This window comes from Aliarcobacter butzleri (genome assembly GCF_900187115.1).
GTDB classification, from domain to species: Bacteria; Campylobacterota; Campylobacteria; order Campylobacterales; family Arcobacteraceae; genus Aliarcobacter; species Aliarcobacter butzleri.
This window is the reverse complement of record NZ_LT906455.1, coordinates 2,234,525-2,259,391: the sequence shown is the minus strand read 5'-3', so window position 1 is coordinate 2,259,391 and position 24,867 is coordinate 2,234,525. Positions and strand designations below refer to the sequence as shown.

At 27.0% G+C, this 24,867-nt stretch carries 26 protein-coding genes; 8 read left to right on the top strand and 18 right to left on the bottom strand.

The annotated features are described in order from the left end of the window. Positions 1-9: 9 nt before the first annotated feature. The 9 genes from CKV87_RS11245 to pseB are packed head-to-tail and all read right to left on the bottom strand — an operon-like array spanning position 10 to position 8,351. The gene (locus CKV87_RS11245; protein WP_004511139.1) at positions 10-882 is read right to left on the bottom strand and encodes a LicD family protein; all 873 of its coding nucleotides are present in this window, start codon (positions 880-882) and stop codon (positions 10-12) included. After that, positions 879-1,943: an ATP-grasp domain-containing protein gene (locus CKV87_RS11240; protein WP_041645107.1), complete on the bottom strand. Its 1,065-nt coding sequence runs from the start codon at positions 1,941-1,943 to the stop codon at positions 879-881. The genes CKV87_RS11245 and CKV87_RS11240 overlap by 4 nt, the downstream gene beginning before the upstream one ends. A gap of 38 nt (positions 1,944-1,981) precedes the next feature. Then, positions 1,982-2,647 (bottom strand): class I SAM-dependent methyltransferase, encoded by a 666-nt coding sequence (locus CKV87_RS11235; protein ID WP_012148092.1) that lies wholly within the window; start codon positions 2,645-2,647, stop codon positions 1,982-1,984. 2 nt (positions 2,648-2,649) lie between these two features. Then, on the bottom strand, positions 2,650-3,513 hold the full coding sequence (locus tag CKV87_RS11230; RefSeq protein WP_012148091.1) for a hypothetical protein: 864 nt from the start codon (positions 3,511-3,513) through the stop codon (positions 2,650-2,652). Beyond that, positions 3,500-4,522, bottom strand: coding sequence for a PseG/SpsG family protein (locus CKV87_RS11225; protein ID WP_012148090.1), 1,023 nt, complete (start codon positions 4,520-4,522; stop codon positions 3,500-3,502). The genes CKV87_RS11230 and CKV87_RS11225 overlap by 14 nt, the downstream gene beginning before the upstream one ends. Next, positions 4,519-5,544, bottom strand: coding sequence for a pseudaminic acid synthase (gene pseI, locus CKV87_RS11220; protein ID WP_012148089.1), 1,026 nt, complete (start codon positions 5,542-5,544; stop codon positions 4,519-4,521). The genes CKV87_RS11225 and pseI overlap by 4 nt, the downstream gene beginning before the upstream one ends. Beyond that, positions 5,541-6,239 (bottom strand): pseudaminic acid cytidylyltransferase, encoded by a 699-nt coding sequence (gene pseF / locus CKV87_RS11215; protein WP_012148088.1) that lies wholly within the window; start codon positions 6,237-6,239, stop codon positions 5,541-5,543. The genes pseI and pseF overlap by 4 nt, the downstream gene beginning before the upstream one ends. After that, positions 6,232-7,362 carry a UDP-4-amino-4,6-dideoxy-N-acetyl-beta-L-altrosamine transaminase gene (pseC, locus tag CKV87_RS11210; protein WP_012148087.1) on the bottom strand — a complete coding sequence of 377 codons (1,131 nt, stop codon included), beginning with the start codon at positions 7,360-7,362 and terminating at the stop codon, positions 6,232-6,234. Before pseC ends, pseF begins: the two co-directional genes overlap by 8 nt. Continuing rightward, positions 7,359-8,351, bottom strand: coding sequence for a UDP-N-acetylglucosamine 4,6-dehydratase (inverting) (gene pseB / locus CKV87_RS11205; RefSeq protein ID WP_012148086.1), 993 nt, complete (start codon positions 8,349-8,351; stop codon positions 7,359-7,361). The genes pseC and pseB overlap by 4 nt, the downstream gene beginning before the upstream one ends. Positions 8,352-8,475: 124 nt before the next feature. Between pseB and CKV87_RS11200 the strand changes: the two genes are divergently transcribed. The 5 genes from CKV87_RS11200 to CKV87_RS11180 all read left to right on the top strand — a co-directional run bounded on the left by CKV87_RS11200 (position 8,476) and on the right by CKV87_RS11180 (position 12,177). Then, a complete protein-coding gene (locus CKV87_RS11200; RefSeq protein WP_004511130.1) occupies positions 8,476-8,670 on the top strand; it encodes a hypothetical protein in 195 nt (64 codons plus the stop codon). Positions 8,671-8,770: 100 nt separating this feature from the next. Further along, positions 8,771-9,820 (top strand): recombinase RecA, encoded by a 1,050-nt coding sequence (gene recA / locus CKV87_RS11195; RefSeq protein ID WP_012148085.1) that lies wholly within the window; start codon positions 8,771-8,773, stop codon positions 9,818-9,820. A gap of 120 nt (positions 9,821-9,940) precedes the next feature. Then, on the top strand, positions 9,941-11,221 hold the full coding sequence (gene eno, locus CKV87_RS11190; RefSeq protein WP_012148084.1) for a phosphopyruvate hydratase: 1,281 nt from the start codon (positions 9,941-9,943) through the stop codon (positions 11,219-11,221). Between the two features lie 3 nt (positions 11,222-11,224). After that, entirely contained in the window at positions 11,225-11,470 is a 246-nt protein-coding gene (locus CKV87_RS11185; RefSeq protein ID WP_012148083.1) for an FtsB family cell division protein, read from the top strand. After that, on the top strand, positions 11,467-12,177 hold the full coding sequence (locus CKV87_RS11180) for an AMIN domain-containing protein (RefSeq protein ID WP_012148082.1): 711 nt from the start codon (positions 11,467-11,469) through the stop codon (positions 12,175-12,177). The genes CKV87_RS11185 and CKV87_RS11180 overlap by 4 nt, the downstream gene beginning before the upstream one ends. A gap of 22 nt (positions 12,178-12,199) precedes the next feature. Here CKV87_RS11180 and CKV87_RS11175 read toward each other — a convergent pair whose 3' ends face one another. The 8 genes from CKV87_RS11175 to CKV87_RS11140 form a co-directional block, all read right to left on the bottom strand. After that, a complete protein-coding gene (locus CKV87_RS11175) occupies positions 12,200-13,048 on the bottom strand; it encodes a biotin synthase (protein ID WP_012148081.1) in 849 nt (282 codons plus the stop codon). After that, entirely contained in the window at positions 13,038-13,550 is a 513-nt protein-coding gene (locus CKV87_RS11170; protein ID WP_004511124.1) for a YfcE family phosphodiesterase, read from the bottom strand. Before CKV87_RS11170 ends, CKV87_RS11175 begins: the two co-directional genes overlap by 11 nt. Further along, on the bottom strand, positions 13,550-15,898 hold the full coding sequence (gene topA, locus CKV87_RS11165) for a type I DNA topoisomerase (protein ID WP_041645026.1): 2,349 nt from the start codon (positions 15,896-15,898) through the stop codon (positions 13,550-13,552). Before topA ends, CKV87_RS11170 begins: the two co-directional genes overlap by 1 nt. A 137-nt stretch (positions 15,899-16,035) precedes the next feature. After that, positions 16,036-16,818, bottom strand: a complete 783-nt coding sequence (locus CKV87_RS11160) for a UDP-N-acetylmuramate dehydrogenase (protein WP_012148079.1) — start codon at positions 16,816-16,818, stop codon at positions 16,036-16,038. Continuing rightward, on the bottom strand, positions 16,815-17,684 hold the full coding sequence (locus CKV87_RS11155; protein ID WP_012148078.1) for a menaquinone biosynthesis family protein: 870 nt from the start codon (positions 17,682-17,684) through the stop codon (positions 16,815-16,817). The genes CKV87_RS11160 and CKV87_RS11155 overlap by 4 nt, the downstream gene beginning before the upstream one ends. A 3-nt stretch (positions 17,685-17,687) precedes the next feature. Beyond that, positions 17,688-18,473: a Rossmann-fold NAD(P)-binding domain-containing protein gene (locus tag CKV87_RS11150; protein WP_226805835.1), complete on the bottom strand. Its 786-nt coding sequence runs from the start codon at positions 18,471-18,473 to the stop codon at positions 17,688-17,690. A gap of 15 nt (positions 18,474-18,488) precedes the next feature. Beyond that, complete coding sequence (locus CKV87_RS11145; RefSeq protein ID WP_004511119.1) at positions 18,489-20,222, bottom strand: ATP-binding protein; 1,734 nt, start codon at positions 20,220-20,222, stop codon at positions 18,489-18,491. Further along, on the bottom strand, positions 20,219-20,590 hold the full coding sequence (locus CKV87_RS11140; RefSeq protein WP_169712284.1) for a hypothetical protein: 372 nt from the start codon (positions 20,588-20,590) through the stop codon (positions 20,219-20,221). Before CKV87_RS11140 ends, CKV87_RS11145 begins: the two co-directional genes overlap by 4 nt. Before the next feature lie 98 nt (positions 20,591-20,688). Here CKV87_RS11140 and CKV87_RS11135 point away from each other — a divergent pair, with 98 nt between their 5' ends. From CKV87_RS11135 to dauA, 3 genes are read left to right on the top strand one after another with little or no spacing between them, the layout of a single operon-like run. Beyond that, the gene (locus CKV87_RS11135) at positions 20,689-21,312 is read left to right on the top strand and encodes a tetratricopeptide repeat protein (protein WP_004511117.1); all 624 of its coding nucleotides are present in this window, start codon (positions 20,689-20,691) and stop codon (positions 21,310-21,312) included. Next, a complete protein-coding gene (locus tag CKV87_RS11130; protein WP_012148076.1) occupies positions 21,313-21,960 on the top strand; it encodes a tetratricopeptide repeat protein in 648 nt (215 codons plus the stop codon). A gap of 58 nt (positions 21,961-22,018) precedes the next feature. Further along, entirely contained in the window at positions 22,019-23,644 is a 1,626-nt protein-coding gene (dauA, locus tag CKV87_RS11125) for a C4-dicarboxylic acid transporter DauA (RefSeq protein WP_012148075.1), read from the top strand. Between the two features lie 4 nt (positions 23,645-23,648). Here dauA and CKV87_RS11120 read toward each other — a convergent pair whose 3' ends face one another. Further along, the gene (locus CKV87_RS11120) at positions 23,649-24,839 is read right to left on the bottom strand and encodes a multidrug effflux MFS transporter (protein WP_012148074.1); all 1,191 of its coding nucleotides are present in this window, start codon (positions 24,837-24,839) and stop codon (positions 23,649-23,651) included. Positions 24,840-24,867: the final 28 nt, after the last annotated feature.

Below are 24,867 nucleotides of genomic sequence, written 5' to 3'. Positions count from 1 at the left end.
CCTTTTTTGTTATAGATTGTTGTATTTGTCGTAAGTCCAGTTTTTGATTGGTTTTTGCCAATCGCCATATAAATTACTTAAATATGCTATTTTGTCATTTGGAACATTAATAGAATGATTTTTGTAAACAATTTGACTTGTTGGGAAACAAATATTAATTGGAGCTTTTAAATATTTACCACAAACACCCCAATAAATTATTGAGTCTCTTTTATAACGAAACATCAAGTCTAAGGCTACTTCATCTTCTTTAAAAATTGAATCATTAAATATTTGTAATTCAATAAATAAAGTTTCTTTTATTCCCTCTACTATAATCTCTTCTTTTTCTATTTTATATTTCCAATTATTAGTTTTACAAAGAGGATGAATAAAATTATTTAAATAAGATTTTAGCATAGTTTCTATTTTTTCTTTATCTTCAATAAGAACTGCAAAATCTATATCTTTATCCCAAGGAATTAGAGCTTCATCTCTAATAATTCCTAATAATGTACCGTGATCTATATAATAACTAATATGATTTTCTTCTAATAGTTTACAAATTTCAAACATAAAATATTCAGATTTTTCAACTTTTTCTTTTGAGTAAAATTGAACTTTTGATTCATTTACATATAATCTTCTTATTTTATTTTTATCCAAATTTAAATCTTCAACAAGTTGTTGATATATCTCTTCAGAATAAGAACTTGCAATGATTATTTCATCAAAGTCCATAGATATTAAATCTTTTGGTGCAACAACAAGTTTTTCGAAAAATAAAGTGTTATGTTTATCTTTATTATTGTCAGAAAAGTTAATAATATTTAAGTCATTTTTGTACTGATTATAGATATTTTTAGCAAACTCTCCAGTACCAAATATAATTACATTTTTCATAAATATTCTTCTCCAATTACATAATAATATCCAAGGCTTTCGTGTAGATTATTTGCCATAAAATCTTGTTTTATATTAGAAATCTGGTTTGGTTCAAAGATTATAATATTCTTTTTATTTTTATCTTCTAAATACTCTTCAAACATGTTTGTATCAACTATAAATTTACACCAAACACCTCTTGAAGGTTCTATTTTATTTTTAAATTCTACTCCTAAAGAAGATAGTAGTAATAATTGCGAAAAGTTTATACCATAAGATAAGTTTATCATCTCAGTTCTCATACCACCAGTTCTACTTGCTAATTCTATTATATAAATTTCATTATTACTTGTGATTTTTAGTTCTATATGACAAGCACCAAATTTTATTTTAAAACTATTCAAAATATTTTCAACTATTTTTGAAATGCGTTCTTTCAAATTAGTATTTAAACTTGCAGGAATATAATGTTTTTTTTCTATAATATTTGGTACTTCTCTAAAAAATTCATGTGTAATTGCAATGATAGAGTGGTGACCCTTGCAACTAATAGTTTCAATACTATACTGTTCACCTTGAATATATTCTTCAACTAAGAATTTTTCTTCTTTTGAATATTTAGAAATCTTTTTAATAGCTTGATTTAATTCTTCTTTTGAATTAACAAAACTTAAACCTCTTCCTCCTGAACTATCTATTGGTTTTATGATTATTGGAAAGTTTTGTGGCTCTTTAAAATTTGAAACTGATTCTATTTTGTAGTTTGCTGTTGGTATAGAAGATCTAACAAGAGTTTCTTTCATCAAAAGTTTGTTTGTTGTTAAAAGAGCTGTTTCGTAGGTATTTGTATTTAATCCCATAGCTTCACCAACATAACAAGCTGAAACATTTCCAAGTTCTGTAGCACTAGTTAAAATCATGTCTATTTTATATTCTAATGCTTTTTCTAATACAAGTTCTTTATTTGAGAAGTCTATATGTAAAAATTCATCACACCATTTTGAACCTATACAATTTTTATCTCCATCTAAAACAATTGTATAAAAAAACATTTTTTTTGCTTCAAGGATTAAATCCATTTGAAGCTGACTTCCTCCGAGAATAAAAACTTTTCTCATTAATTTATAGTTCCCCAAATAACAACATCACTATTATTTACTTTTACACCATTTTGGATATTTTCATACTTTATTGACATAGTTTGAAAATCTCTTAGATTAAGTTCTTTTTCTAATAAATCTACTATTTCTTGTTTAGTATAAAATTTACAAAAAGCTCCATCTTCTCCTGTAATACCATTTTCTAAGATATAACTATTCTCTTCAATTTTTGTTCCTTTATGATTTCTAAAGTCATCGATTTCTCTAAATCTAATAAAAAAAGGAATCTCTTCTTTTATTAGATTATTTACTTTAATATCTTTTAGAAGTTTTATGAAATCATTTTTAGGAATATAATAAATAGAATTTGGAAGAACTAATACATCAGCATTTATGTTTTTATTGTTATTACAGAATTTTCTCATATCATCATTATAAAATTGATATTCTTCTTCTTGTTTGAGATTTATAAAATTTTCTTTGGCAAATTTAATAAGTTCACTATTAAAATCTACTCCTATAACATTGTTGTTATATTGATAAGGTAAATTTAGATTGCAACCATTAGAACATCCTAATTCTAAGTAAGTAAGATTTTTTTGAGTATGTAGTTTATATTTAAAAAAGAATTTTATGAAATATTCATCAGGAAATTTAAGTCCTTGGATATTTTGGATACTCATCACTAAACCTTTATTAAATTCTTATTTATTATATCTGTAACTTTATAAGCTTTTTCTTTATTAAATCTAAAATCATTAAAAAGATTAATTATGCGGTTATGGATTTTTTGTGCATTTGAATTTTTAATTGGATTTGATGAATAATTATAATCTACTTGAGGATAATGACTACTAGCAAATAGTCCTTCTATTTTAAAAATATCATCTAATATTTTTTCTTTGTTATCAACTAAAATAGAGAATCTCCAATTATTAAATTCTTCTCCTAAAAAAATATCTTTAGGTAAATTATTTATATAGATGCTGTTTAATTCACTTTTATGTTTTTGCATAATAGGTATTTGAGTCAATATTTTATTTTTATATTCTAAAAAATCAGTATCTTTTGTTTTGTCTTCAAAAATATTTGAGAAAGAATGTCCTTTTAAAAAACCATATCCACCATAACCAATATCAACATATTTAGAATAACCTGAACTAAATAAAACCATATCGGCAACTGTTTCTTCAATGTTTATATCAAATTGTTGAATTGATGGACACATATCATTTATGATAAATATATTGTTATTTATAGATTTTATATTTTTAAAAAAATCCTCTGTATTAATATTTATTCCAAAAGTTTTAACAAATAAAATACCATCAATATTTTTATCTTTTTTTATTTTTTCTAAAACAATATTTTCATCCATACATAAAGTTTTAAGATTGATATCAATAAATTCAAAATTTATATTAGCTTTAATAAATGTATCTGGTACAATCGGACAGATATTTAAAGGTAATAAAAATTTATTTTTATTTTTCAAACTTTTTAATGTTTTATATAAAACTGTTGCTGCTCTATCTTCAAATATTATCATTTAAGCTTTCCAAAATCTCTTTTACTAACATTTGACCACCATTTTTACTAATATATTTATGAGCATTTTCTTGAGCTTTTAATCTATTTTCTTGTGTTAATAAGCTTTTAATTGCAGTTATTAGTTTCTCTTCTAAATGTAAATCGCAATATGTACCAATATAGTTTAAAAATCCTACTTTTGACCATCCCATGGTATCTGCTTTTGCATTCTCAACTAATAAAATTCCTATTGTTGGTGTTCCTATGTGAGCTAACTCATATAAGGTTTGTCCACCTGCTGCAATAGCTATATCAGATGTTCTCATTGACTCAATCATTTGTTCTGTAGATGCATTTGTTATTAGATTTATATTAGCATTATTTGAGTGCCTTTTTATCTCTTCTAAATTATTAAAGCCAGGACCAATAATCACATCTCTTTTGATATTTGGGAAGTTTATATTCAAAATTTCTAAAATCTTAGGTGTTAAGTTTCTAACATCTGAACCACCAAAAGTTATCATAATTTTAGATACATTTTCTTTGATAATATTTTGGATATTTTCTTTATAAAACTCTTTTCTTAATGGTATATATTTACTTCCTAAAAGATATTTAACATTTTCTTTTCTATTTTCAAATGAGTTTTCTTTTTCTCTCAATATTGTCCAATCAACAACAAATCCTTTATTTAAAATGTTTCTTTGTTTCTCATCATCAATAAATATAATTGGTATATTAAAAGATTCAATTTTTTTTATTTGATTATCTTTTACTAAAATGGAGTCTAAAAGTATCAAAGACTTATTTTTTAAATTTTCTTCTAATCTTGATTGTTCAGTTTGCCAATCAAAAATTTGATAAGGATAGTTCATTATGTTATCTATTGAAGAATCACCATTTATTATATATTCTATTTCATATCCAAAAGAAGCAAAAATAGTACAAATGGAAATAGTTCTTGTAATATGCCCAAAGCCTAAAGTTTTACCTCCTTCTGTAATGACTAGAATTTTTTTGTTATTCATTGTTCTAATCTATCTGCAAATTTGTAATCTTTTTTTGCAACTTTTCCTAAAATATCATTTAAGTATTTAGGATGAAGTCCATAAAAAGGTCTTACACTTTTTATATTTTCAAGAGTAAAAACTTCACCTTTTTTTATATCAGAATTTATATATAAACTTCTTGCAAATCTTCTTTGTTTTTTTCTTTTCTCATTTAAACTATAATCAACAACTCCAATTAATTTTTCAGCATCTTTTATAGCTTCTACCATTTGTTTAAACTCTTTTTTATCCATAGAAAATCCACAATCAGCTCCACCAATAGATTTATCTATAATAAAATGCTTTTCTATAACTTTTGCTCCTAAAGTCACTGCAACTACTGGTGCAACAATTCCTAATGTATGATCAGAAAATCCAACTTCAACACCAAAAGTTTCTTTCATATTTGAAATAGTTTTCAAGTTTGCTTCATTTAGTGGTGCTGGATATTCACTTGTACATTTTAGAAGAATAATATTTTCATTTCCAACACTTTTACAGATATTAACAACATCTTGAATTTCATCAATAGTTGCAATACCAGTACTAATGATAATTGGTTTTTGTTTACTTGCAGTGTATCGAACCAATTCATAGTCAGTTATTTCAAAAGATGCAATTTTATATGCAGTTGGATTGAGTGTTTCTAAAAAATCAACAGCAGTTTTATCAAATGGAGTTGAAAAAATATCAATATTTAAACTTCTTGCATAATCAAAAAGTTCTTTATGCCATTCCCAAGGAGTATAAGCCTCTTGATATAGTTCATAAAGATTTCTTCCATCCCATAAAGTTCCACCACTTATCATAAAGTCTTCATTTCGGCTATTTAATGTTAATGTATCAGCTGTATATGTTTGAAGTTTTATTGCATTTGCTCCACACTCTTTAGCTGCTTTAATTGAATCCAAAGCTGTTTGTAAACTTCCATTATGGTTTGCACTAAGTTCAGCAATGATGAATGTTCCATCTTTTTGTAAATCAAATTTTCCAATTTTCAAAATTCACTCCTTTTAATAGCTTCATACATAAATTCAGCTCTTTGCCAATCTTCTAAAGTATCTATATCTTGAACTAAATATCTTGGTAATATTATTGGAATACTATCTTTACCAAATGTGATTTCATCTGATTTTATATTTAAATTCGTCCAGTAAAATTGTCCCGCATCTTGAAAAGCTTCTTCTAGGTCTTGACTACGTTTCATAAAATTTTCTGGCCAAAACATCTCACATCTTTCATTTGATGTTATTTTAAAAGTTCTTTGAATTGGAAATGGCATCGAAGTACAAGAAAAAGCATTTTTAGCATTTGAGTCTTTGAGTCTTTCATAGGCTTTTATTAGATATTTCTCTTGTAAAAGTGGAGCAGTTGCATAAATAGTGCAAACAAAATCTATATTTTCTCCTTGTTCTTTTAAAAAATTAATAGCATGATTTATAACTGCACCAGTTCCTGTAAAGTCATCACTTAACTCTTTTGGTCGTAAAAAAGGAACTTCTGCTCCAAACTCTTTTGCAATTTTTGCAATTTCTTCATCATCAGTTGAAACTACTACTTTATCAAAAAGTTTAGATTTTAATGCAACTTCAATACTATAAGCAATAAGCGGTTTTCCATGAAAGTTTTTTATATTTTTTTTAGGAATTCGTTTACTTCCACCTCGAGCTGGAATTATGGCTACACATTTAGTCATTTAGAATTTCCAATAAATTTTTTATAACATATTTTTGTTCGTCTATTGTTAAACTTGGATACATAGGAAGAGAAAAGCATTCTTCATAATATTTATCCATGATAGGTGTTTTTTCATTTCCAAAACCTAAATTTTTGTAAAAAGGTTGTTTATTTATAGGAATATAATGAAGTTGTAATCCTATGTTTTTTTCTTTCATTTTATTAAATAACTCTATTTTTGAAATATTTAGTTTTATAAAATCCACTCTTACGACATAAAGGTGATAAGATGAATTTTCATTGTATAAATATAGAGGTTTTACGATGCTATTGATGAAGATTTCATCATATCTTTTTGCTATCTCTTTTCTTTTTAATATAAAACTATTTAATTTTTTTAATTGACTTATTCCTAATGCACAAGCAATATCTGTAATTCTATAATTAAATCCTAAAGAGTGCATCTCATAATACCAAGGAGCAATATCAGGAAATCTTTGCATACCATGAGATCTAAGTTCTAATAACTTTTCATAAATCTCTTTTGAATTTGTAGTAATTGCACCACCTTCACCAGTTGTTATATGTTTTACAGGATGAAAAGATAAAATACTGCAATCGCTATTTTGGCAACTTCCTGCTTTTGTATTTTCAAAAATTGCACCTAAAGAGTGGGCACAATCTTCTAAAATCTTTATATTATAAGTATCTTTTAAATGTTTTAATTTTTTCTGATTTATAGGATTTCCACTAAAGTGTACAACATAAATAGCTTTTATTGAACTATCTTTTTTTAATTCTTCTTCACATAAATCTAGATTAATATTTCCATCTTCTTCAATATCAACAAAAATCGGTTTTGCTTCTACATAAAGAATAGCATTTGAAGTTGCTAAAAAAGAGTTAGCAGTTGTTAATACTTTATCATTTTTATTTAAAAGTGCTAATGAAGCCAAATGAAGTGCAGCTGTTCCATTTGATACAGCTACACAATATTTTGCATTACAATATTTTGCAATATTTTCTTCAAATTCTTGAACTTTTGGACCAGTCGTTAAAAAATCTGATTTTAAAGTTTCAACTAAACTATTTATATCATCTTCATCAATAGTTTGTTTTCCATAAGGTATAAAATTTATCATATTCTTTTTACCATTTCTAAAAATTCTTCACTACTTAGCCATTGAGTATTGTTACCTGAATTATATTCAAATCCTTGAACAACAGGTTTGCCTACTTCTCCTAATAAATTTTTTTGATAATCCATTCTTGTTGTAAAATGAATAGTTGGTTTTATCACATAATGATCTTCAAATTCTAAAGTTAAATGGCTATCATCTGCTGGACACATAATTTCGTGCAGTTTTTCTCCTGGACGAATTCCTATGATTTGATGAGGTAAATTTGGAGCAATGGCTTTTGCCATATCAACTATTTTCATAGAAGGAATTTTTGGTATAAATATTTCTCCACCTTGCATTCTTTCAAAGTTTTTTAATACAAAATTAACTCCATCTTCTAAAGTTATAAAAAATCTTGTCATTTTTTCATCTGTTATTGGAAGTTCTTTAACTCCTTCATTAATAAGTTTTTTGAAAAAAGGTACAACTGAACCACGGCTTCCTACAACATTTCCATATCTAACAACACTAAATTTAGTATCTTGAGTTCCAACAAGATTATTTGCTGCTACAAAAAGCTTATCTGAAGCTAATTTTGTTGCGCCATAAAGATTTACAGGATTTGCTGCTTTATCAGTAGAAAGTGCAATTACTTTTGATACACCATTTTCAATTGCTGCATCAATGACATTTTGAGCACCGTTTATGTTAGTTTTTATACATTCCATAGGATTATATTCTGCTATTGGAACATGTTTAAGAGCTGCTGCATGAATTATGAAATCAACATCTTTTGTAGCTTTTTTTAGTCTTGCTTCATCTCTTACATCACCAATAAAATATCTCATACATTTATCATTATATTCTTGTGCCATTTCATATTGTTTAAGTTCATCTCTACTATAAATGATTATCTTATTTGGTGTATATTTTTCCAGTAAAATTTTTGTATATTTTTTACCGAAACTTCCCGTTCCACCAGTTATTAATATATTCTTACCATTAAACATTTATTATTCCTTAGATGAGTCTTTGTCTTAAGAACATAATATCAAATATTACATTTATTTTATATTTTAATAGTATATATGTAATAATTAAAAAGTACATTTTATATTAAGGTGAATTTTAAATATGCAAAATACAATTCCACAAGATATTTTGAAGATACAAAAGAAACTTGCAACTTTTGAAAAAGATTCAAGAAATTATAAAAAATACACAAAAATACTAGCAAAACATATAAAATCTCACTCTATGCAAAGAAGAGTAAATTCCCACATAAAAACAATTGAAAGTATTGAAAAAATAGAAAAAGAAAATATCTAAAATAAAAAATATTACAAATTGTAATGAAATTTATGAGTTAAAAAAAAATCTGCTAAGATTCCAGCATAAATATAAAAAGAACAATAATAGGAAGTAAATTATGGATGAAAATCAAAAAAAATCGTTAGAACTAGCTATAAAACAAATAGATAAAGCTTTTGGTAAAGGTACTTTAATTAGACTTGGAGATAAAGAAGTTATTCCTGTTGAAACTATTAGTACTGGTTCTTTAGGACTTGATTTAGCTTTAGGTGTTGGAGGACTTCCAAGAGGAAGAGTTATTGAAATTTATGGACCTGAAAGTTCAGGAAAAACAACTTTAACTTTACACGCTATTGCAGAAGCTCAAAAAGCTGGTGGCGTTTGTGCATTTATAGATGCTGAACATGCACTTGATGTAAAATATGCAAAAGAAATAGGAGTTGATACAGATAATTTACTTGTTTCTCAACCAGATTTTGGAGAACAAGCTTTAGAAATACTTGAAACTGTTATTAGAAGTGGAGCTGTTGATTTAGTAGTTGTGGATTCAGTTGCTGCACTTACTCCAAAAGTAGAAATTGATGGAGATATGGACGACCAACAAGTTGGAGTTCAAGCAAGACTTATGAGTAAAGCATTAAGAAAAGTAACTGGACTTTTAAGTAAAATGAATTGTACGGTTATTTTTATTAACCAAATAAGAATGAAAATTGGTATGACAGGATATGGAAGTCCTGAAACTACTACTGGTGGAAATGCACTTAAATTCTACTCTTCAGTTAGACTTGATATTAGAAGAATTGCAACTTTAAAGCAAGGTGAAAATTCTATTGGAAATAGAGTTAAAGTAAAAGTTGTAAAAAATAAAGTTGCAGCTCCATTTAAACAAGCAGAGTTTGATATTATGTTTGGAGAAGGTATTTCAAAAACTGGTGAACTTGTTGATTATGGTGTAAAACTTGATATTGTTGATAAAGCAGGAGCTTGGTTTAGTTATGGAGATTCAAAAATTGGACAAGGTAGAGAAAACTCTAAAGTATTCTTAAAAGATAATCCAGAAGTTGCACGTGAGATTGAAAATAAAATCTTAGAATCTATGGGTGTAAATGATGAACTTATAACAAGTGGAACTGATGATAGCGATGATATATCTGGTTTAGACGACTAAAAAATCAAAGGATTTTTCCTTTGATTAACTTCTTAAAAATTTCTACATTAAAACCTTACAAAAGCAAATAACAAATCTTTTTTAGCTATAATCTTACAAATTATGAAAATAGGAGACCTAGTGGTATTTATTGATAATATTTACGCTGATGAAGTATTAGATTCAAGAGGAAATCCAACTGTAAGAGCTACAGTAATTTTAAGTGATGGAACAAAAGGAAGTGCTATTGTTCCAAGTGGTGCTAGTACAGGAAAAAGAGAAGCTTTAGAACTAAGAGATGGTGATAATAGATTTTTAGGTAAAGGTGTTTTAAAAGCTGTTGAAAATGTAAACACAAAAATAGCTGATGAACTAATTGGATTGAGTCCATTTAATCAAGCAGAAGTTGATGCAACTATGAAAGATATTGATGGAACACATAACTATTCAAATCTTGGAGCAAATGCAGTTTTAGGTGTATCTATGGCAACTGCAAGAGCAGCGGCTAATTCTTTACAAATCCCATTATATAGATATTTAGGTGGAGCAAATGCTATGACTATGCCTGTTCCAATGTTTAATATTATAAATGGTGGAGAACACGCAAATAACTCTGTTGATTTTCAAGAATATATGATTATGCCAACAGGTTTTGAAAACTTTAATGATGGATTAAGAGCTGTTGCAGAAATCTATCAACACTTAAAAAAAGTTATCGATTTTATGGGTGAAAGTACAGCTGTTGGTGATGAAGGTGGTTTTGCTCCAAATTTAAAATCAAATGAAGAACCAATTTCTGTTATTATGAGTGCAATTGAAAAAGCTGGATATAAAGCTGGTGAGCAAATCTCTATTGCTCTTGATGTTGCAGCTTCAGAATTAATCGATGAAAAAACAAAAAAATATGTTTTAAAAGGTGAAAACAGAGAATTAACTTCTGCTGAGCTTGTTGATTATTATGCTGATTTATGTTCTAAATATCCAATAGTTTCAATTGAAGATGGTTTAAGCGAAGATGATTGGGATGGATGGAAAATTTTAACTGAAAAATTAGGTTCAAAAGTTCAATTAGTTGGAGATGATTTATTTGTTACAAATGCTTCAATAGTTGCTGAAGGTATCAAAAAAGGTATTGCAAATGCAGTATTAATTAAACCAAATCAAATTGGAACTGTAAGTGAAACTATGCAAACTATTAGACTTGCACAAAGAAATAACTACAATTGTATTATGAGTCATAGAAGTGGTGAAAGCGAAGATGCATTTATTGCAGATTTTGCAGTTGCTTTAAATTGTGGCCAGATTAAAACAGGAAGTACTGCAAGAAGTGATAGAATTGCAAAATATAACAGACTTCTTGAAATAGGTGCAGAAATAGGTTATGCTGAATATTTAGGAAAACAACCTTTTTCAAAAAAATAGTATATGAAACAAAAAAAAACTAAAGGATATCAAGGATTTATCTTAGTAGCAGTGATATCACTGCTAGCTACGATATATCTTTCTTATCATACAGTTAATGTTCTCTTTGGTGATAACTCTTTGCAAGTTTATAGTGATTTAAAACACAAAAAAGAGTGGTTAGAAAGTGAAATATTGAGATTACAAAGAGAAAATGCTTATTTACAAAAAGAGTATTTTGAACTAAAAAATTTGGAGCCAGAAGAATGAAAACTTTATTTTTATTTACATTGGGTGCTTTATTAGCAATAAGTTTAAATGCAAGAGAAAATCCATTTGCTTTGTATGAAGAAGAAACAGGTAAAATGTATGAATTTAATGAAAATTTAACTACACCTGAAGCAATTCAGGAAGCTGAATATATAAAAAAAGTACAACAACAAATGCAAAATGCAAATAAAAATGAAAAAAAGAGTACTCCTGTGCCTCCAACACCAGTTGTTCCAAAAACATATACTAAACAAGAAGTTGATTCTTTAATTCAAAAAACAAAACAACAAACTGAACAAAAAGCAAAAGAAATTGTAAAAAAAGAGATTGCAAAAAAAGAGCCTGAACAAGTTGTATATGTTAAACCAAGAGCAGATGTTGCAGATGATAATGAAGCTTTGACGACAAAAAATATTTTACCATTTGTTAAAATTGAATTTAATGATAATAAAATATTAATTCATACTACTCATGAGATGTTTAAAAAGTTCTCTATTGAAAAAGAGAAAAAATTAGCTCTTGATTTTAAAGGAAAAGTTTCATTTAACTCAAAAAAAGACAACTTAACTTCAAAAAATTTTAAATCAGTTGCAGTTGGAAATCATGAGAAAGCAGGGTTTTTTAGAGTTGCAGTTGAGTTAGCAAATAAACCTTCAAAATATAGCGTAGATTATAAAGAGAATATTGTAACAATTACTTCTAAATAAAAGTAAGAATTTCTTACTTTTATTATTGATGACAAGCGAAAGCTATTTCATATCCTAAAGCTGTAACAGCATCTATATCATCTTGAGCATCTCTTCCACCTGTTGTTAAATAATCTCCAACAACTAAAGCATTTGCTCCATGTTTAAATACATCATATTGTTCTTCACCAAACATTAACTCTCTTCCTCCAGCAATCATTAACATTTGATTTGGAAGATAACTTCTTGCAAGTTTTACTAAATCAAAAGCTTCTTGTTTTGTTAAAGGATTTTTAACCAATGGAAGTGCATCATTTGGATGGAAAAAATTGATTGGAACTGACATAGGTTCTAAACTTGCAATTGATTTAAGCATTGAAATTCTATTTTCTTGAGTTTCACCTAAACCAAAAATTCCACCAGTACATAAATATAATCCTGCTTTTTTTGCATTTAAACAAGTTTCATATCTATCATCCCAAGAGTGTGTTGTACAAATCTCATTGTAAAACTCTCTAGCAGTTTCTAAGTTATGGTTATAATTTTCTATTCCATGTTTTTTTAACTCTTTTAATTGCTCATAACTTGCAATTCCATTACAGGCAATAAGTGAAATATCTGGAACAGCTTTATGAACAGCATCAGCTGCACGACATACATAATCAAGCCTTTTATCATCAAGACCAGTTCCTGCTGTAACTAAACAAAATCCAACAGCTTTATTTGCTCTTGCTTTTTTTGCTTCATTTACAATATCTTCAATCTCTTTTCTTCTATATCTTTCTATATCAGCTTTGTACTTTACACTTTGTGTACAGAATTTACAATCTTCATTACAAGTACCACTTTCTATATTTGATATTGCACATAAATAAATTTTATTATCGCTCATATTTAAACTCTTCTTTCATAAAATTGTTTTCATTTATATTTCTAAAATAGCGAGTGATTATATACTCATTTTCATTAATTTCAAGTTGCATACACGAAATTATTGGTTCTTCTCTTGCACAAACTTCTCCTGGATTTAAAAACAGAGTTTTATTTGTATATTCACAATGAAATTTGTGTGTATGCCCAAAAATAACTATATTACTATCTGGAGTTAAGTGATATGGTAAGTGCATAAGTTTAAATTTTAAATCTTCTATTTTGAAATAATATGGTTCAGATTTAATATTATATTTAGAAGCTAAATCAAATAAATCTCTATCGTTATTTCCAAAAACTACAATATATTTTAGATTTGATTCTTTTAAAAGTTGAAGATTCTTTTCACAACAAAAATCTCCAGCATGAATCAGATATTCACAATTTTTTTCTTTTAATAAATCAATTACCTCTTTTGCATAGCCACTTTTTAGGTGACTATCCGATAGAATACCAATCTTCATTATTTTTTATCAGTACTTTTTTTTGTAGTTTTTTTTGCCGTAGTTTTCTTCTCTGTAGCAGATTTTTTTGTCGTTGTTCTTTTTGTTGAACCTTTAGAATCTTTTTCTATAATTTCTAAACACTCTTCTAAAGTTAAATCTTCAGCATTTTTACCTTTTGGGATTTTGAAGTTTTTTCTTCCTTGTTTAATGTATGGACCATATTGACCAACAAGAATTTGGATTTTTTCTTTGTCAAAAGTTTTTATAGTTGATTTCTCTTTTGCTTCATCTATATCTTTTATTATCTCTAATGCTCTATTTAAATCGATAGTATAAGGATCATCAGTTTTAAGTGAATAAAACTTAGTTTTTACTTGTAAATATGGACCAAATCTTCCAATATTTGCTTTTATTTCATCACCATTTTCTGTGTTTCCAACAACTCTTGGAAGGTTAAATAAAAATAAAGCTTCTTCAAGCGTAATTGTATCCATATTCAAATTATCAGGAATTGCTACAAATTTTGGTTTTTCTTCATCATCTTTTGTTCCAATTTGTACAAATGGACCAAATCTTCCAACTCTTGCACTTACTGGTTTTCCTGATTTTGGGTCAATTCCAAGTTCATTTACTTGTAAATAATCCTCTTTACTTACGCTACTTTCTTTTTCATCGATAGTTTTTTTGAAACCACCATAAAAGTTTTTCATTACTTCTTCCCAAGCAATTTTTCCTTCTGCAATTTCATCAAACTCTTCTTCAATTTTAGCTGTAAAACCTAAATCTACGATATTTGAAAAATGATCAACTAAGAAACTATTTACAATTTCTCCTGTTTGTGTAGGAATTAGTTTATTATCTTCTGTTTTACTTACATATTCTCTTGCTTGAATAGTTGAAATAGTTGGAGCATAAGTTGATGGACGTCCAATTCCTTCACTCTCAAGTTTTTTAACTAAAGAGGCTTCTGTATAACGAGCAGGTGGTTTTGTGAAATTTTGCTCACTTTCTAGTTTTTCTAACTCTAAAATAGTACCTTCTTTTATATTTGGTAAAATTTTCTCACTACTATCAAGTGCAGCCTCTGGATTATCACTACCTTCTGTATAAGCTTTCATAAATCCAGCAAAAATAATTCTTTGACCTTTTACTTGAAATTCAAACTCTTTATTTTTACCAGCTTCAATTTTGTAAGTTGTATTTGCTATTTTTGCTTGAGCCATTTGAGTAGCAAGTGTTCTTTTCCAAATAAGGCTATAAAGTCTATATTGAGCAGGTTCAACAAACTCTTTTATTTGACTTGGTCTTAAAGCAAGATTTACAGGACGAATTGCTTCGTGAGCTTCTTGTGCACCTTTTGATTTTGTTGTATAAACTCGAGGTTTATTTAAAGCATACTCTTTCCCATACTCTTCTTCAATTACAGCTTTTGCTGCAGTTGTAGCAACTGTTGAAAGATTTAAAGAGTCTGTTCTCATATAAGTTATAAGTCCACCTGTATGATTTGGAATATTTCCTACATTTCCTTCATAAAGTTGTTGAGCTATAATCATTGTTTGTTTAACTGAAAAACCAAGTTTTCTACTTGCTTCTTGTTGTAAAGTTGAAGTTGTAAAAGGAGCAGCAGGATTTCTAGTGCTCTCTTTTTCTTCAATATCTACTAATTTATAACTTCCTTGTTTTAATGAAGCTTCAATTTCTAAAGCTTGTTTTTCATTTGAGATTTTTAGAGTTTTTCCATTTTCTTTTGCAAGTTCAGCTTTTAACTCTGGATTTATAAAATCAGCTTTTATTTTCCAATACTCTTCAGGAACAAAGGCTCTTATTTCATTTTCTCTATCTACGATTATTCTAACTGCAACTGATTGAACTCTTCCTGCACTTAACCCATATCTTACTTTTTTCCATAAAAGTGGTGAAAGTTCATAACCAACAGCTCTATCTAAAATACGTCTTGCTTGTTGAGCATCAACTAAATTTTGATCAACATCTCTTGGATTTTCTAAAGCCTTTAAAATGGCATCTTTTGTAATTTCGTGAAAAACTATTCTTTTTATTGGATTTTTTTCGATTTTAAGGGCAGGAATTAAGTGCCAAGCAATAGCTTCTCCCTCTCTATCTTCATCGGCAGCTAGGTAAATTGTGGTGTCTTTTGATATATGTTTTTTTAAATCAGTTATAACTTTTTTCTTATCTGTACTAATTTGATATTTTGGTTTAAAATTATCATTTGGATCAAATCCTAAACTCGATTTTGGTAAATCTCTTACATGCCCCATAGAAGCCATAACAATAAAATCATTACCTAAGAATTTTGAGATTGTTTTTGCTTTTGCTGGAGACTCCACTATTACTAAATTTTTCACTTAAACTGCCTTCGTATTTTCTAAAAGTTTGAATTCTAACATAAAAAGTGTAATATTATAATAATGTATAGATACTTTTTACAAATATTTATTATATTTAGGAATAGGTAAAGTCTAAATTTTAATTTTAAATAAAATTAATTATAAATGATAATTTCTTCCTCTATATTTATGTCAAATGCTTTTTTGATTTTTTCTTTTGCTAAATTTATCAAAGTTATGGCATCTTCAAAAGTTCCATTTCCATAATTTACTAAAAAATTTGCATGTTGTTCAGAAAATCCCATATCCCCAACTTTATGACCTTTTAGTCCAACTGCTTCTATAAGTCGTCCTGCAAAATCACCTTTTGGATTTTTAAAACAGCTTCCAGCACTTGCCATATTTGGTTGGTTATCTCGCATTTTTGTAAACTCTTTTAGCATATCTTGTGAAAAGCCATACTCTTTACGAAAAACTACTTCATAAACTATAGTATTTATTTTTGTTTCTCTATATGAAAAATCAATATCTTCTTTATTGATATATCCATCTTTTGTTTTTATTTTTTCAATATAGTTAAAAACTTCCCAAGATTTAAGTCCAGCATTCATTTTTACTAAACCGCCTAAATTTCCAGGTAATTTTGCTAAAAATTCTAAATTTGCTATATTATTTTTTCTTGTATATGTTAGAAGTTTTCCACTTGTTGTTGCACAACCTACATATAAAAAATTTTCATCTTCTTTTATGTAATCAAATTCTTCACCTAAAATGGCAAATCTTTTTTCACAATTTGGAGAAATAAGTAGATTATTTGCTCTTCCAATTATTTGATAATCTTTATAATCACCTATTTCATTTATAACTAAAACTTCTTTTAAAGGACCTATATGAATAGATGAATATCTTTTAAAGTCAACTATTTTTACGCTATTCATCTACTTCTTAACTCTTCATATTCGCTTGGAATTAAAAAATCTTCTGCTTTTATCAAATTTTGATAGTGCCCATGTTTATAACCTAAACTAAAAAGTTTATCCAAGGCTTTATATTGGATTTCACTCATTTTTACTGAAGTATCGTTTGCATAAAGGTCTAAATATTTATCTAAAGTTGATGCATCAACTCTGATAAGACCTTTTTCAAGTAACATTGGAGCTAAAGTTTTTCTATTTTTGTTTGCAACATCAACAGCTTTTATTAAAGCATTTTCATATTTTATAGCATCATGAAGTGGAATAGAACGTCTTAAACACATTCCACCAAGTGGAAGAGGTAAATCTTCTCCTTCACATAATTCAACCCAAATATCCCAAATTTCTCGTTCAACTTCTAACTCATTATTATAAGTTAAAATAGATTCATGGATTAAAACTCCAGCATCAACAGTTCCATCAAGAACTGCTTTTTCTATATCTAAAAAGTTCATGTAAGTAATTCTTGCATCGGGATAAGCAATTTTAAATAAAAGGGCATTTGTTGTAAATTCACCACTAAGTGCTACTTTGAAGTTTCTTTTTAAAGTAGTTCCTTTTCTCTTTATAAGTTTTGGTCCATAACCTTGTCCAAATGAAACAGCAGTTTTAAGTAAAGCATAATCATCTTTTACAAATGGATATAAAGCAAATGAAATAGCACAAATATCATAAATGCCTTTTAGTGTTGCTTGATTTAAAGTCTCTATATCTAAAGCAATATTTTCAAATTTTGCGTCATCTAAACTTACCCAGCCAAATTTAATAGCATAATACATAAATATATCATCGGCATCAGGTGAATGACCTACACTAATAATTTTGCTCATATATTACTCCTTTTCAATCTTTACTTGTTTATATTTGTATTCATTTGGACTATTCTTTACATTTAAAATAGCAACTGTTCCTGTTAGTTTTTCATCTATTTTTAGAATTTTATTTATCTTTTCATTTTTAGAGATAATTTGTATATTTTCGCCATCTTTTACTTTTGCTATATTTGCAAATGTTTGACTTGCTTGTAATATAGGTAAATCAACTCCAACTAAAGAATAAACTAAAGTTCCATTAAAAGATTTTAACTCTTCAATCTCTTCTAAATCAAAATCTTCACAAGAGTTTATTTTATTTTCTAAATCTTCATCTAAAATGAGAAAATCAAAATCTGAATATTTTTTTATAGTTGCTAATAATTTGATGATATTATCAACTCTTTCGTGATTTTTTATATCTTCACCAATAATTAAAATTTTAGAATTTGAATTTTTATAATCTTCAAATGCTTCTTCAAACTCTTCTTCTCCAGCGCTACTTTCTGCTGAGATATATCCTAAATCAAGATTATTTATAAACTCTTTTGTTTTTTCATCATAGTTTTTTGCAAAAGTATCAAGAAGTAGGGCACAAATTCCTTCTTCACTTCCAACTTCATATTTTATAAATTGAGTGTAAAAAGGTTTTAAATTTGCATTATCAATAGGAAACATATATACAAATTTTGTTTGATTTTTTTCTATACTTTTTAAAACTTCATCTTTTAATTCAAGATTATTTTCAAAAAATGTTCCAAAAGATATGATAAAATCACTTGTTTTTATATTTTCAAATTTATTCATTTTCATTTGCCTTTATTAAAAAAATCCAACTTTAGTTTCACTATCAAATTGACCTTTTTGTTCTTTTGTTATTTGTTCTTTAAAATCTTCAAGTTTAAAAATAGGATTGTCATTTACTGCTATTTTATATGCTGTATTTTTTATAACAAGTTCTATTTGCCCACCAGTAAGTTCGTATTTTGCTAACTCTTCTATATCAAAATCTTTTTCAAGTGGTAAATTTGAAGGAAGAAGTTTTTTCCAAAGAGCAATTCTTTGATTTTTATTTGGTTTTACAAACTCAATTTTGTAGTTGAATCTTCTTGAAAAGGCTTTGTCTAAATTTTCAAGTAAGTTTGTAGTTGCGATTAATATTCCATCAAATCTTTCAATTTGTTCTAAAAAGATATTTTGCATTTGATTGTGCATTTTATCACTACTACTTGTATTTCCACTACTTCTCGCACTTAAAAATTGGTCAGCTTCATTTAAAAGTAAGATTGGCTCACTTTTTGTTTGGCTTCTTAGTTCATAATATTTATCAAAAATACTTCTAACATTTTTTTCACTCTCACCAATATACATTGATAAGATTTTTGAACAGTCAAAGCTTAAAACCTCTTTTTTCAAAGATTTTGCTAAAGCAAGGGCTGTTAAAGTTTTTCCAGTTCCAGCAACTCCATAAAAGATTATTTTTGCTTCAATTCCTCTTTTTTTATCTTTTATTCCCCACTGTTTCAATCTATTTATTACATCTTTATCAACTTGTTTTAAAAGTAAATCTAAAGTCTCTTTTGTTTTTTCATTTAAAATTACATCATCTAAATTTTTTGTTGTAGAGATTAGCTCAAACATATCTTGCTCTTTTATGATTGTATCAAGTTTGATTTTTCCAACAGATGTACTTTTTTTAGTAGGATGAGAAATTTTGTATAAAACTTCATCTGGAATATAAAAATTTCTATTTATTCCACCAAAAGGAGTTAAAACTTCATCATAATCAATAAGTGATTTTGAAACTAAAGTGGAACTCTCTTCAAGTAAACTTCTATATTTAATTTTTTCATAATCATCACTTGAGATTAATTCAATTAAAGAATTCATATCTCTTAAACTTCCATCTCCTCCAGAATATTCCTCTTTTAGAAGTGCTAAAAATAGAGTTTGTTCTTGTTCATTTAGATTATTTTCTTTAAAAAAATCTTCAAGCATAATTGAGTTAGAAGTAACTTTTATTCTCTCTTTTATTCTATTTTCTAAAAGTAAAAGTTTTGATTTTAGCCTATTTGAACTAGGACTGTTTACATCAAAATTTTTCTTAACTACATTTAGCTGTTGAGCTAAATCTATTCTAAAAAATTGGTCTTGTAAATATTCCAAATGGTCTGAATAGTTTTTGATTTCTGGTAGTACAAAATCGCTACTTCCATTTTCTAACATTTTTAAATAAGCACTTGATAAAGATACATTTGAGTTGATTAACTCAAGTTTTGAAGCTTCACTTAACTTTACTTGGTCAAAAGAAACTTGTATTAACCAACCAAACTCTAAAAGAGATTTTATTAAATCTAATTTTTCTAAATGTTCATAGTTTTTTGTATCATAAAATTCAGTCAATATATCAATTACGCAAAGTGTATCTCTTCCATTTACAAACTCTTTTGACATAAATTGTAATATTTTAGCTTCTTCAACCGAACATTTTAGTTGGGCAAAAAAAGTCGTATCCTCAATATTTTTTGCCTTTATAAAATTTATTACCTCTTTCATTTCTCTCCTATAATTTTACTATTTAGTTTTTCTTTAAACTTTTCTAAATCACTTTTTTCTTTGAATTGGATTTTAAAATCTTCATTTGTTGTTAAAATATGTAGATTTTCATTCTCTTCTTCCAATTTTTTGATATTTTTATAATCTATTTCTAAAATCTGATTGTTTTTTAAATCTAAAATAAAATTATTTTTTACTTCTAATAGTTTATCTTCACAAAAAGCTTTATATGAACCTTTTGAATATATAAAATCTTTACAATTAATAGTTTTTAAATAATCTTCAATTTTGTCTGAATTTATATGATTATAAACGTTTAAAGAGATTACAATTGTAATAATTCCAAAAAATAGTCCTATGAAAATCATTTGAATTCCTTTAAAAATTATTATCATATCTCAATATCTCTTAACTACAAATGAATAAAAAAATGCTAGAATATGAGCATTTATAAAAAAGGAGTTATATGATTAAAATTATTACATTTTTTACAAAGTTATCTTTACCACTTTTATCCCTTTATGTTTTTAGTGGATGTTCAAATTATGGTAAAAATGCAGATGTTTTATCAAGTGAACTTGCAATTGCAGAACAATGTAGAAATATGAATATAACATTTGAAAAAGATTGTTATGATTTGATTTCATATAAGAACTCTTTTGCTCAGCTAAGACTTGGATTAGACGCTCAATATAGGGGATTGTTTGACGAATCACTAAAAAGATATACTATGGCTAAAGAACAAGGTAATTTTTATGCAATATCTTTAATTGCTGATTTGTATAGTAATGGATTAGGCGTTGATATGGATGATAAAAAAGCATTTAACCTTTTAAAAAGTACAAAAGATATCGATCCAATAGCTGCTTATAAAATATCATATTTCTATTTTTCACAAGGAAACTATGTAGATGGAGTTAAATATTTGACTCTTGCTGGAGAAAATGGCGTAAAAACTGCACAAAATGAATTAAGTATTCTTTATTCAAATGGGCAATATATTGAGCCAGATTTAGAAAAAAGTGAGTTTTGGACTCTTCAATATCAAGAGAACAATGACGATTTTATGAAAAGAATTTATGGAAGATAGATGATAAAACAAATTTTACTCTCAACCGTAGCTGTATTTTTATTTACAGCTTGTTCATTTAAAATGCCATCATTTTTAAGTTTTGATTTTTTTGGTTCGACTGATTACACAGCACTTTTAGATGAAGCAAATAAATGTCAAGAAATAGAAAATGAAGCTACAAAATTAGATTGTTATAAAAAAATAGAAAATACTAACTCTTTTGCACAAATTAGATTAGGAACTTATTGGGCTGATAAAAAAGATTATAAATCGGCTTTAAAATATCTGAATCAAGCAAAAAACAATGACAATATTTATGCAAATTTACCTTTGTCTTTTTTGTATTATAAAGGTGAAGGTGTAGAAAAAGATTTAAATAAATCTTTTGAATTATTAGAAAAATCTAGTGATATTGATCCAACATCTGCTTATCAACTTTCAAGATTTTATCTTCAAGGAATAAATACAAAAGTTGATAATGAAAAAGGTGTTGAACTACTTGAATTTGCAGCTTCACAAGGTGTTTTAGAAGCACAAAAAATGCTAGTAAATACATATAAAAATGGACTTTTTAAACAACCAAGAGATCAAGTAAAAGTTGATTTCTGGCAAAAGAAAATAAAAGAAAATAAAGAGGATATAAATCGTAAAATTTATATCTTATAAAAAAATTTATACTTATGTTTAGGTCGCAAATTATAATTTTATTCTAAGCGGGTATAAAATGAAAGATAATATTTTATCGGGTTTAACAGTCGGAATAATTGCTCTTCCTTTATCTATGGCTTTAGCAATTGCAACTGGTGTTCCACCTGAACTTGGTCTTTATACAGCAATTATTGCAGGGATATTTGCAGCACTTTTTGGAAGTAGCAAAATAAATATCTCTGGACCAACGGCCGCATTTATAGTAATCTTAATTCCTATTGTTCAAGAGTTTGGAATTACTGGATTACTTCTTTGTGGTTTATTATCTGGAATTATTTTAGTTTTAATTGGGGTTCTAAAACTTGGAACTTTAATAGAGCTAATTCCTTATCCTGTAACTGTAGGTTTTACTTCTGGAATTGCAGTTGTGATTGCAACTTTTCAAATAAAAGATTTTTTTGGATTAACAATTCCTAATTTTGAAGGAAGTTATTTAGATAAAATTTATTTAATTTTTAACTCTTTTCACACGTTTAATATTTACGAATTTTTTATAGGTGCATTAACTCTTTCTTTACTTATTTTTTGGCAAAAAACAAAAAGTAAAATACCTTCAGCTTTGATAGCTTTGACTATCACAACTATCGTAGTTGCATTTTTGAATATCTATTTTAATATAGATATTTCAACGATTAATTCTACATTTAATTATAAAATTGGTTCATTAGAAGGAACAGGAATTCCTCCTATACCGTTACAATTTTCTTTACCTTGGTCTTTTTTAGCTCCTGAAGATATAAATTTTGCTTTGATTTATAAACTACTTCCTCATGCAATTGCAATTGCAATTTTGGGAGCTTTAGAATCTCTTTTATGTGCTGTTATAAGTGATGGTATGACAGGAAATAAAACTGACCCAAATAAAGAGTTAATTGGACAAGGAATCACAAATATGATTGTTCCATTTTTTGGAGGAATTCCTGCAACTGCGGCGATTGCAAGAACAGTTGTAAATATAAAATCAGGTGGAACTTCAAAGTTATCTTCAATTGTTCACTCTTTATTTATTTTAGTTTCAATTACATTTTTAGCAAAATATCTTTCATATTTACCTATGGCGTCACTTTCAGCCCTTTTACTTATGGTTGCTTGGAATATGTCAGAGGTAAAACACTTTGTAAATATTATAAAAATTGCTCAAAAAGATGATGTATATGTTTTATTAACTTGCTTTTTTTTAACAGTGATTATTGATATGCAAATTGCTGTTGCTGTTGGAATTGGACTTGCATCAGTTTTATTTATAAAAAGAACAATTGATTTATATTCAATTGAACTTGTATCTAATCAATCACGAGAATATCAAGATAATTTAGAAAATATATTAATTTATGATATTAATGGACCTATGTTTTTTGGAGCCGCACAAAAAGCTCTAAAAACACTTTTGAATATTAATGAAAAAACAAATATTGTAATTTTAAATATGAAAAATGTTTCAATGCTTGATGTAACAGCAATGGTTGCTTTGAAATCAATAGTTAATAGTTTTGAAACAGAACAAAAGAAACTAATATTTTGTGGACTCAATCAAAACATTCAAAACAAACTACAAAGAGCAAAATTTGACTATGTAACAACCTTTTCAAATCTTGAAGATGCTATAAAATATTCAAAACAACTAGGAAAAATAAAACCTTAATTACTTAAAGTTTTTTATTATTAAAAACTATATAAGTAAATAAGAAAGATAAAATTCCTAAAAAAAGAATAATTCCTAACCAATAAATAATTGATATTTCTACTAAATATCCTGCTACCAAAGTTGCACTTGCTGGAAGTAAAAGTTGTAATGAACCTAATAGTGCAGCAGTTGCTCCAACTGATTTTTCTTGAGAAGACATAGCCATAGAAAATAGACTTGCTTCACAAAGTCCTAAACCAAAAAATGAGATAAAAAATCCTGCAACTATTCCATCAAAACCAATAAAAGTAATATTTGCACTAAAAAAACTAATAATTGAGCCAATAACTAAAATAAAAGCTCCTGAAATTGATAGTTGTTTCATATTAAATACTTTTAATAGTTTAGTAGAAAGTAACGCTCCAAACAAAAGTGCACTTCCTGTTAGTCCAAATATTAAACCAAATGTTTTTGAATCAAGTTTATAAATTTCTTGGTAAGCAAAACTAGCTCCTGCAATATATGCAAATACAAACATATACATCAAACAAGCTGTAATAGCAGGAGTTAAGAATTTTCTGTCTTTTATAATTTTGAAATAGATAATAAAAATATTTTTAAAATTTATTTTTACTTTCTTTTCCTCTTTTAAAGTCTCTTGTAGTGTAAAAAAAGACATTATTGATAAAAGAATTGCTAATGAAAATAGTGTATAAAATACAGTTTTCCATCCAAACTCTTGTTCTATATATCCTCCAAAAGTTGGAGCTAAAATAGGAGTTATTGCTCCAATAGTAATTAATATTGCAAAGATATTTGCTGCAACTCTTCCTTTTGATACATCTCTTACCATACTTATAATACAAACATATATTAAAGCGACACTTAAACCTTGAATAATTCTAAAAAGTAAAAACAGTTCAATATTTGTTGAAAGTGTAATTAAAATGGAACATAAAGAGTAGAGTAGAACTCCTAATATTAAAGGTATTTTTCTTCCAAAATAATCTATTATTGGACCAAAAAATAGTTGACCAATTCCCATTGAAAATAGATAAAAAGTAAGGGTTAATTGTACTTTTGAATAAGAAGTTCCAAAATATGATGCAATATTTGGCATAGATGCTAAATACATATCAACTGCCATATAACAAAGTACTTCTATTAAAGCAATAGTAAGAATAAATTTAAAATTAATTAATCTTTTTTTCATAAAATTCTTTCAAAATATATTTCAATAC

Excerpts from the sequence above, each read along its gene's own strand:
- pseB (WP_012148086.1), bottom strand. The coding sequence starts at position 8,351 with ATGTTTAATGGTAAGAATATATTAATAACTGGTGGAACGGGAAGTTTC.
- CKV87_RS11235 (WP_012148092.1), bottom strand. The coding sequence starts at position 2,647 with ATGAGTATCCAAAATATCCAAGGACTTAAATTTCCTGATGAATATTTC.
- CKV87_RS11145 (WP_004511119.1), bottom strand. The coding sequence starts at position 20,222 with ATGAAAGAGGTAATAAATTTTATAAAGGCAAAAAATATTGAGGATACG.
- CKV87_RS11140 (WP_169712284.1), bottom strand. The coding sequence starts at position 20,590 with ATGATTTTCATAGGACTATTTTTTGGAATTATTACAATTGTAATCTCT.
- CKV87_RS11135 (WP_004511117.1), top strand. The coding sequence starts at position 20,689 with ATGATTAAAATTATTACATTTTTTACAAAGTTATCTTTACCACTTTTA.
- recA (WP_012148085.1), top strand. The coding sequence starts at position 8,771 with ATGGATGAAAATCAAAAAAAATCGTTAGAACTAGCTATAAAACAAATA.
- CKV87_RS11185 (WP_012148083.1), top strand. The coding sequence starts at position 11,225 with ATGAAACAAAAAAAAACTAAAGGATATCAAGGATTTATCTTAGTAGCA.
- CKV87_RS11150 (WP_226805835.1), bottom strand. The coding sequence starts at position 18,473 with ATGAATAAATTTGAAAATATAAAAACAAGTGATTTTATCATATCTTTT.
- CKV87_RS11120 (WP_012148074.1), bottom strand. The coding sequence starts at position 24,839 with ATGAAAAAAAGATTAATTAATTTTAAATTTATTCTTACTATTGCTTTA.
- CKV87_RS11230 (WP_012148091.1), bottom strand. The coding sequence starts at position 3,513 with ATGATAATATTTGAAGATAGAGCAGCAACAGTTTTATATAAAACATTA.
- CKV87_RS11170 (WP_004511124.1), bottom strand. The coding sequence starts at position 13,550 with ATGAAGATTGGTATTCTATCGGATAGTCACCTAAAAAGTGGCTATGCA.
- CKV87_RS11155 (WP_012148078.1), bottom strand. The coding sequence starts at position 17,684 with ATGAGCAAAATTATTAGTGTAGGTCATTCACCTGATGCCGATGATATA.
- CKV87_RS11200 (WP_004511130.1), top strand. The coding sequence starts at position 8,476 with ATGCAAAATACAATTCCACAAGATATTTTGAAGATACAAAAGAAACTT.
- CKV87_RS11130 (WP_012148076.1), top strand. The coding sequence starts at position 21,313 with ATGATAAAACAAATTTTACTCTCAACCGTAGCTGTATTTTTATTTACA.
- CKV87_RS11245 (WP_004511139.1), bottom strand. The coding sequence starts at position 882 with ATGAAAAATGTAATTATATTTGGTACTGGAGAGTTTGCTAAAAATATC.
- pseF (WP_012148088.1), bottom strand. The coding sequence starts at position 6,239 with ATGACTAAATGTGTAGCCATAATTCCAGCTCGAGGTGGAAGTAAACGA.
- CKV87_RS11240 (WP_041645107.1), bottom strand. The coding sequence starts at position 1,943 with ATGGATTTAATCCTTGAAGCAAAAAAAATGTTTTTTTATACAATTGTT.
- dauA (WP_012148075.1), top strand. The coding sequence starts at position 22,019 with ATGAAAGATAATATTTTATCGGGTTTAACAGTCGGAATAATTGCTCTT.
- CKV87_RS11160 (WP_012148079.1), bottom strand. The coding sequence starts at position 16,818 with ATGAATAGCGTAAAAATAGTTGACTTTAAAAGATATTCATCTATTCAT.
- CKV87_RS11180 (WP_012148082.1), top strand. The coding sequence starts at position 11,467 with ATGAAAACTTTATTTTTATTTACATTGGGTGCTTTATTAGCAATAAGT.
- CKV87_RS11225 (WP_012148090.1), bottom strand. The coding sequence starts at position 4,522 with ATGAATAACAAAAAAATTCTAGTCATTACAGAAGGAGGTAAAACTTTA.
- pseC (WP_012148087.1), bottom strand. The coding sequence starts at position 7,362 with ATGATAAATTTTATACCTTATGGAAAACAAACTATTGATGAAGATGAT.
- CKV87_RS11175 (WP_012148081.1), bottom strand. The coding sequence starts at position 13,048 with ATGAGCGATAATAAAATTTATTTATGTGCAATATCAAATATAGAAAGT.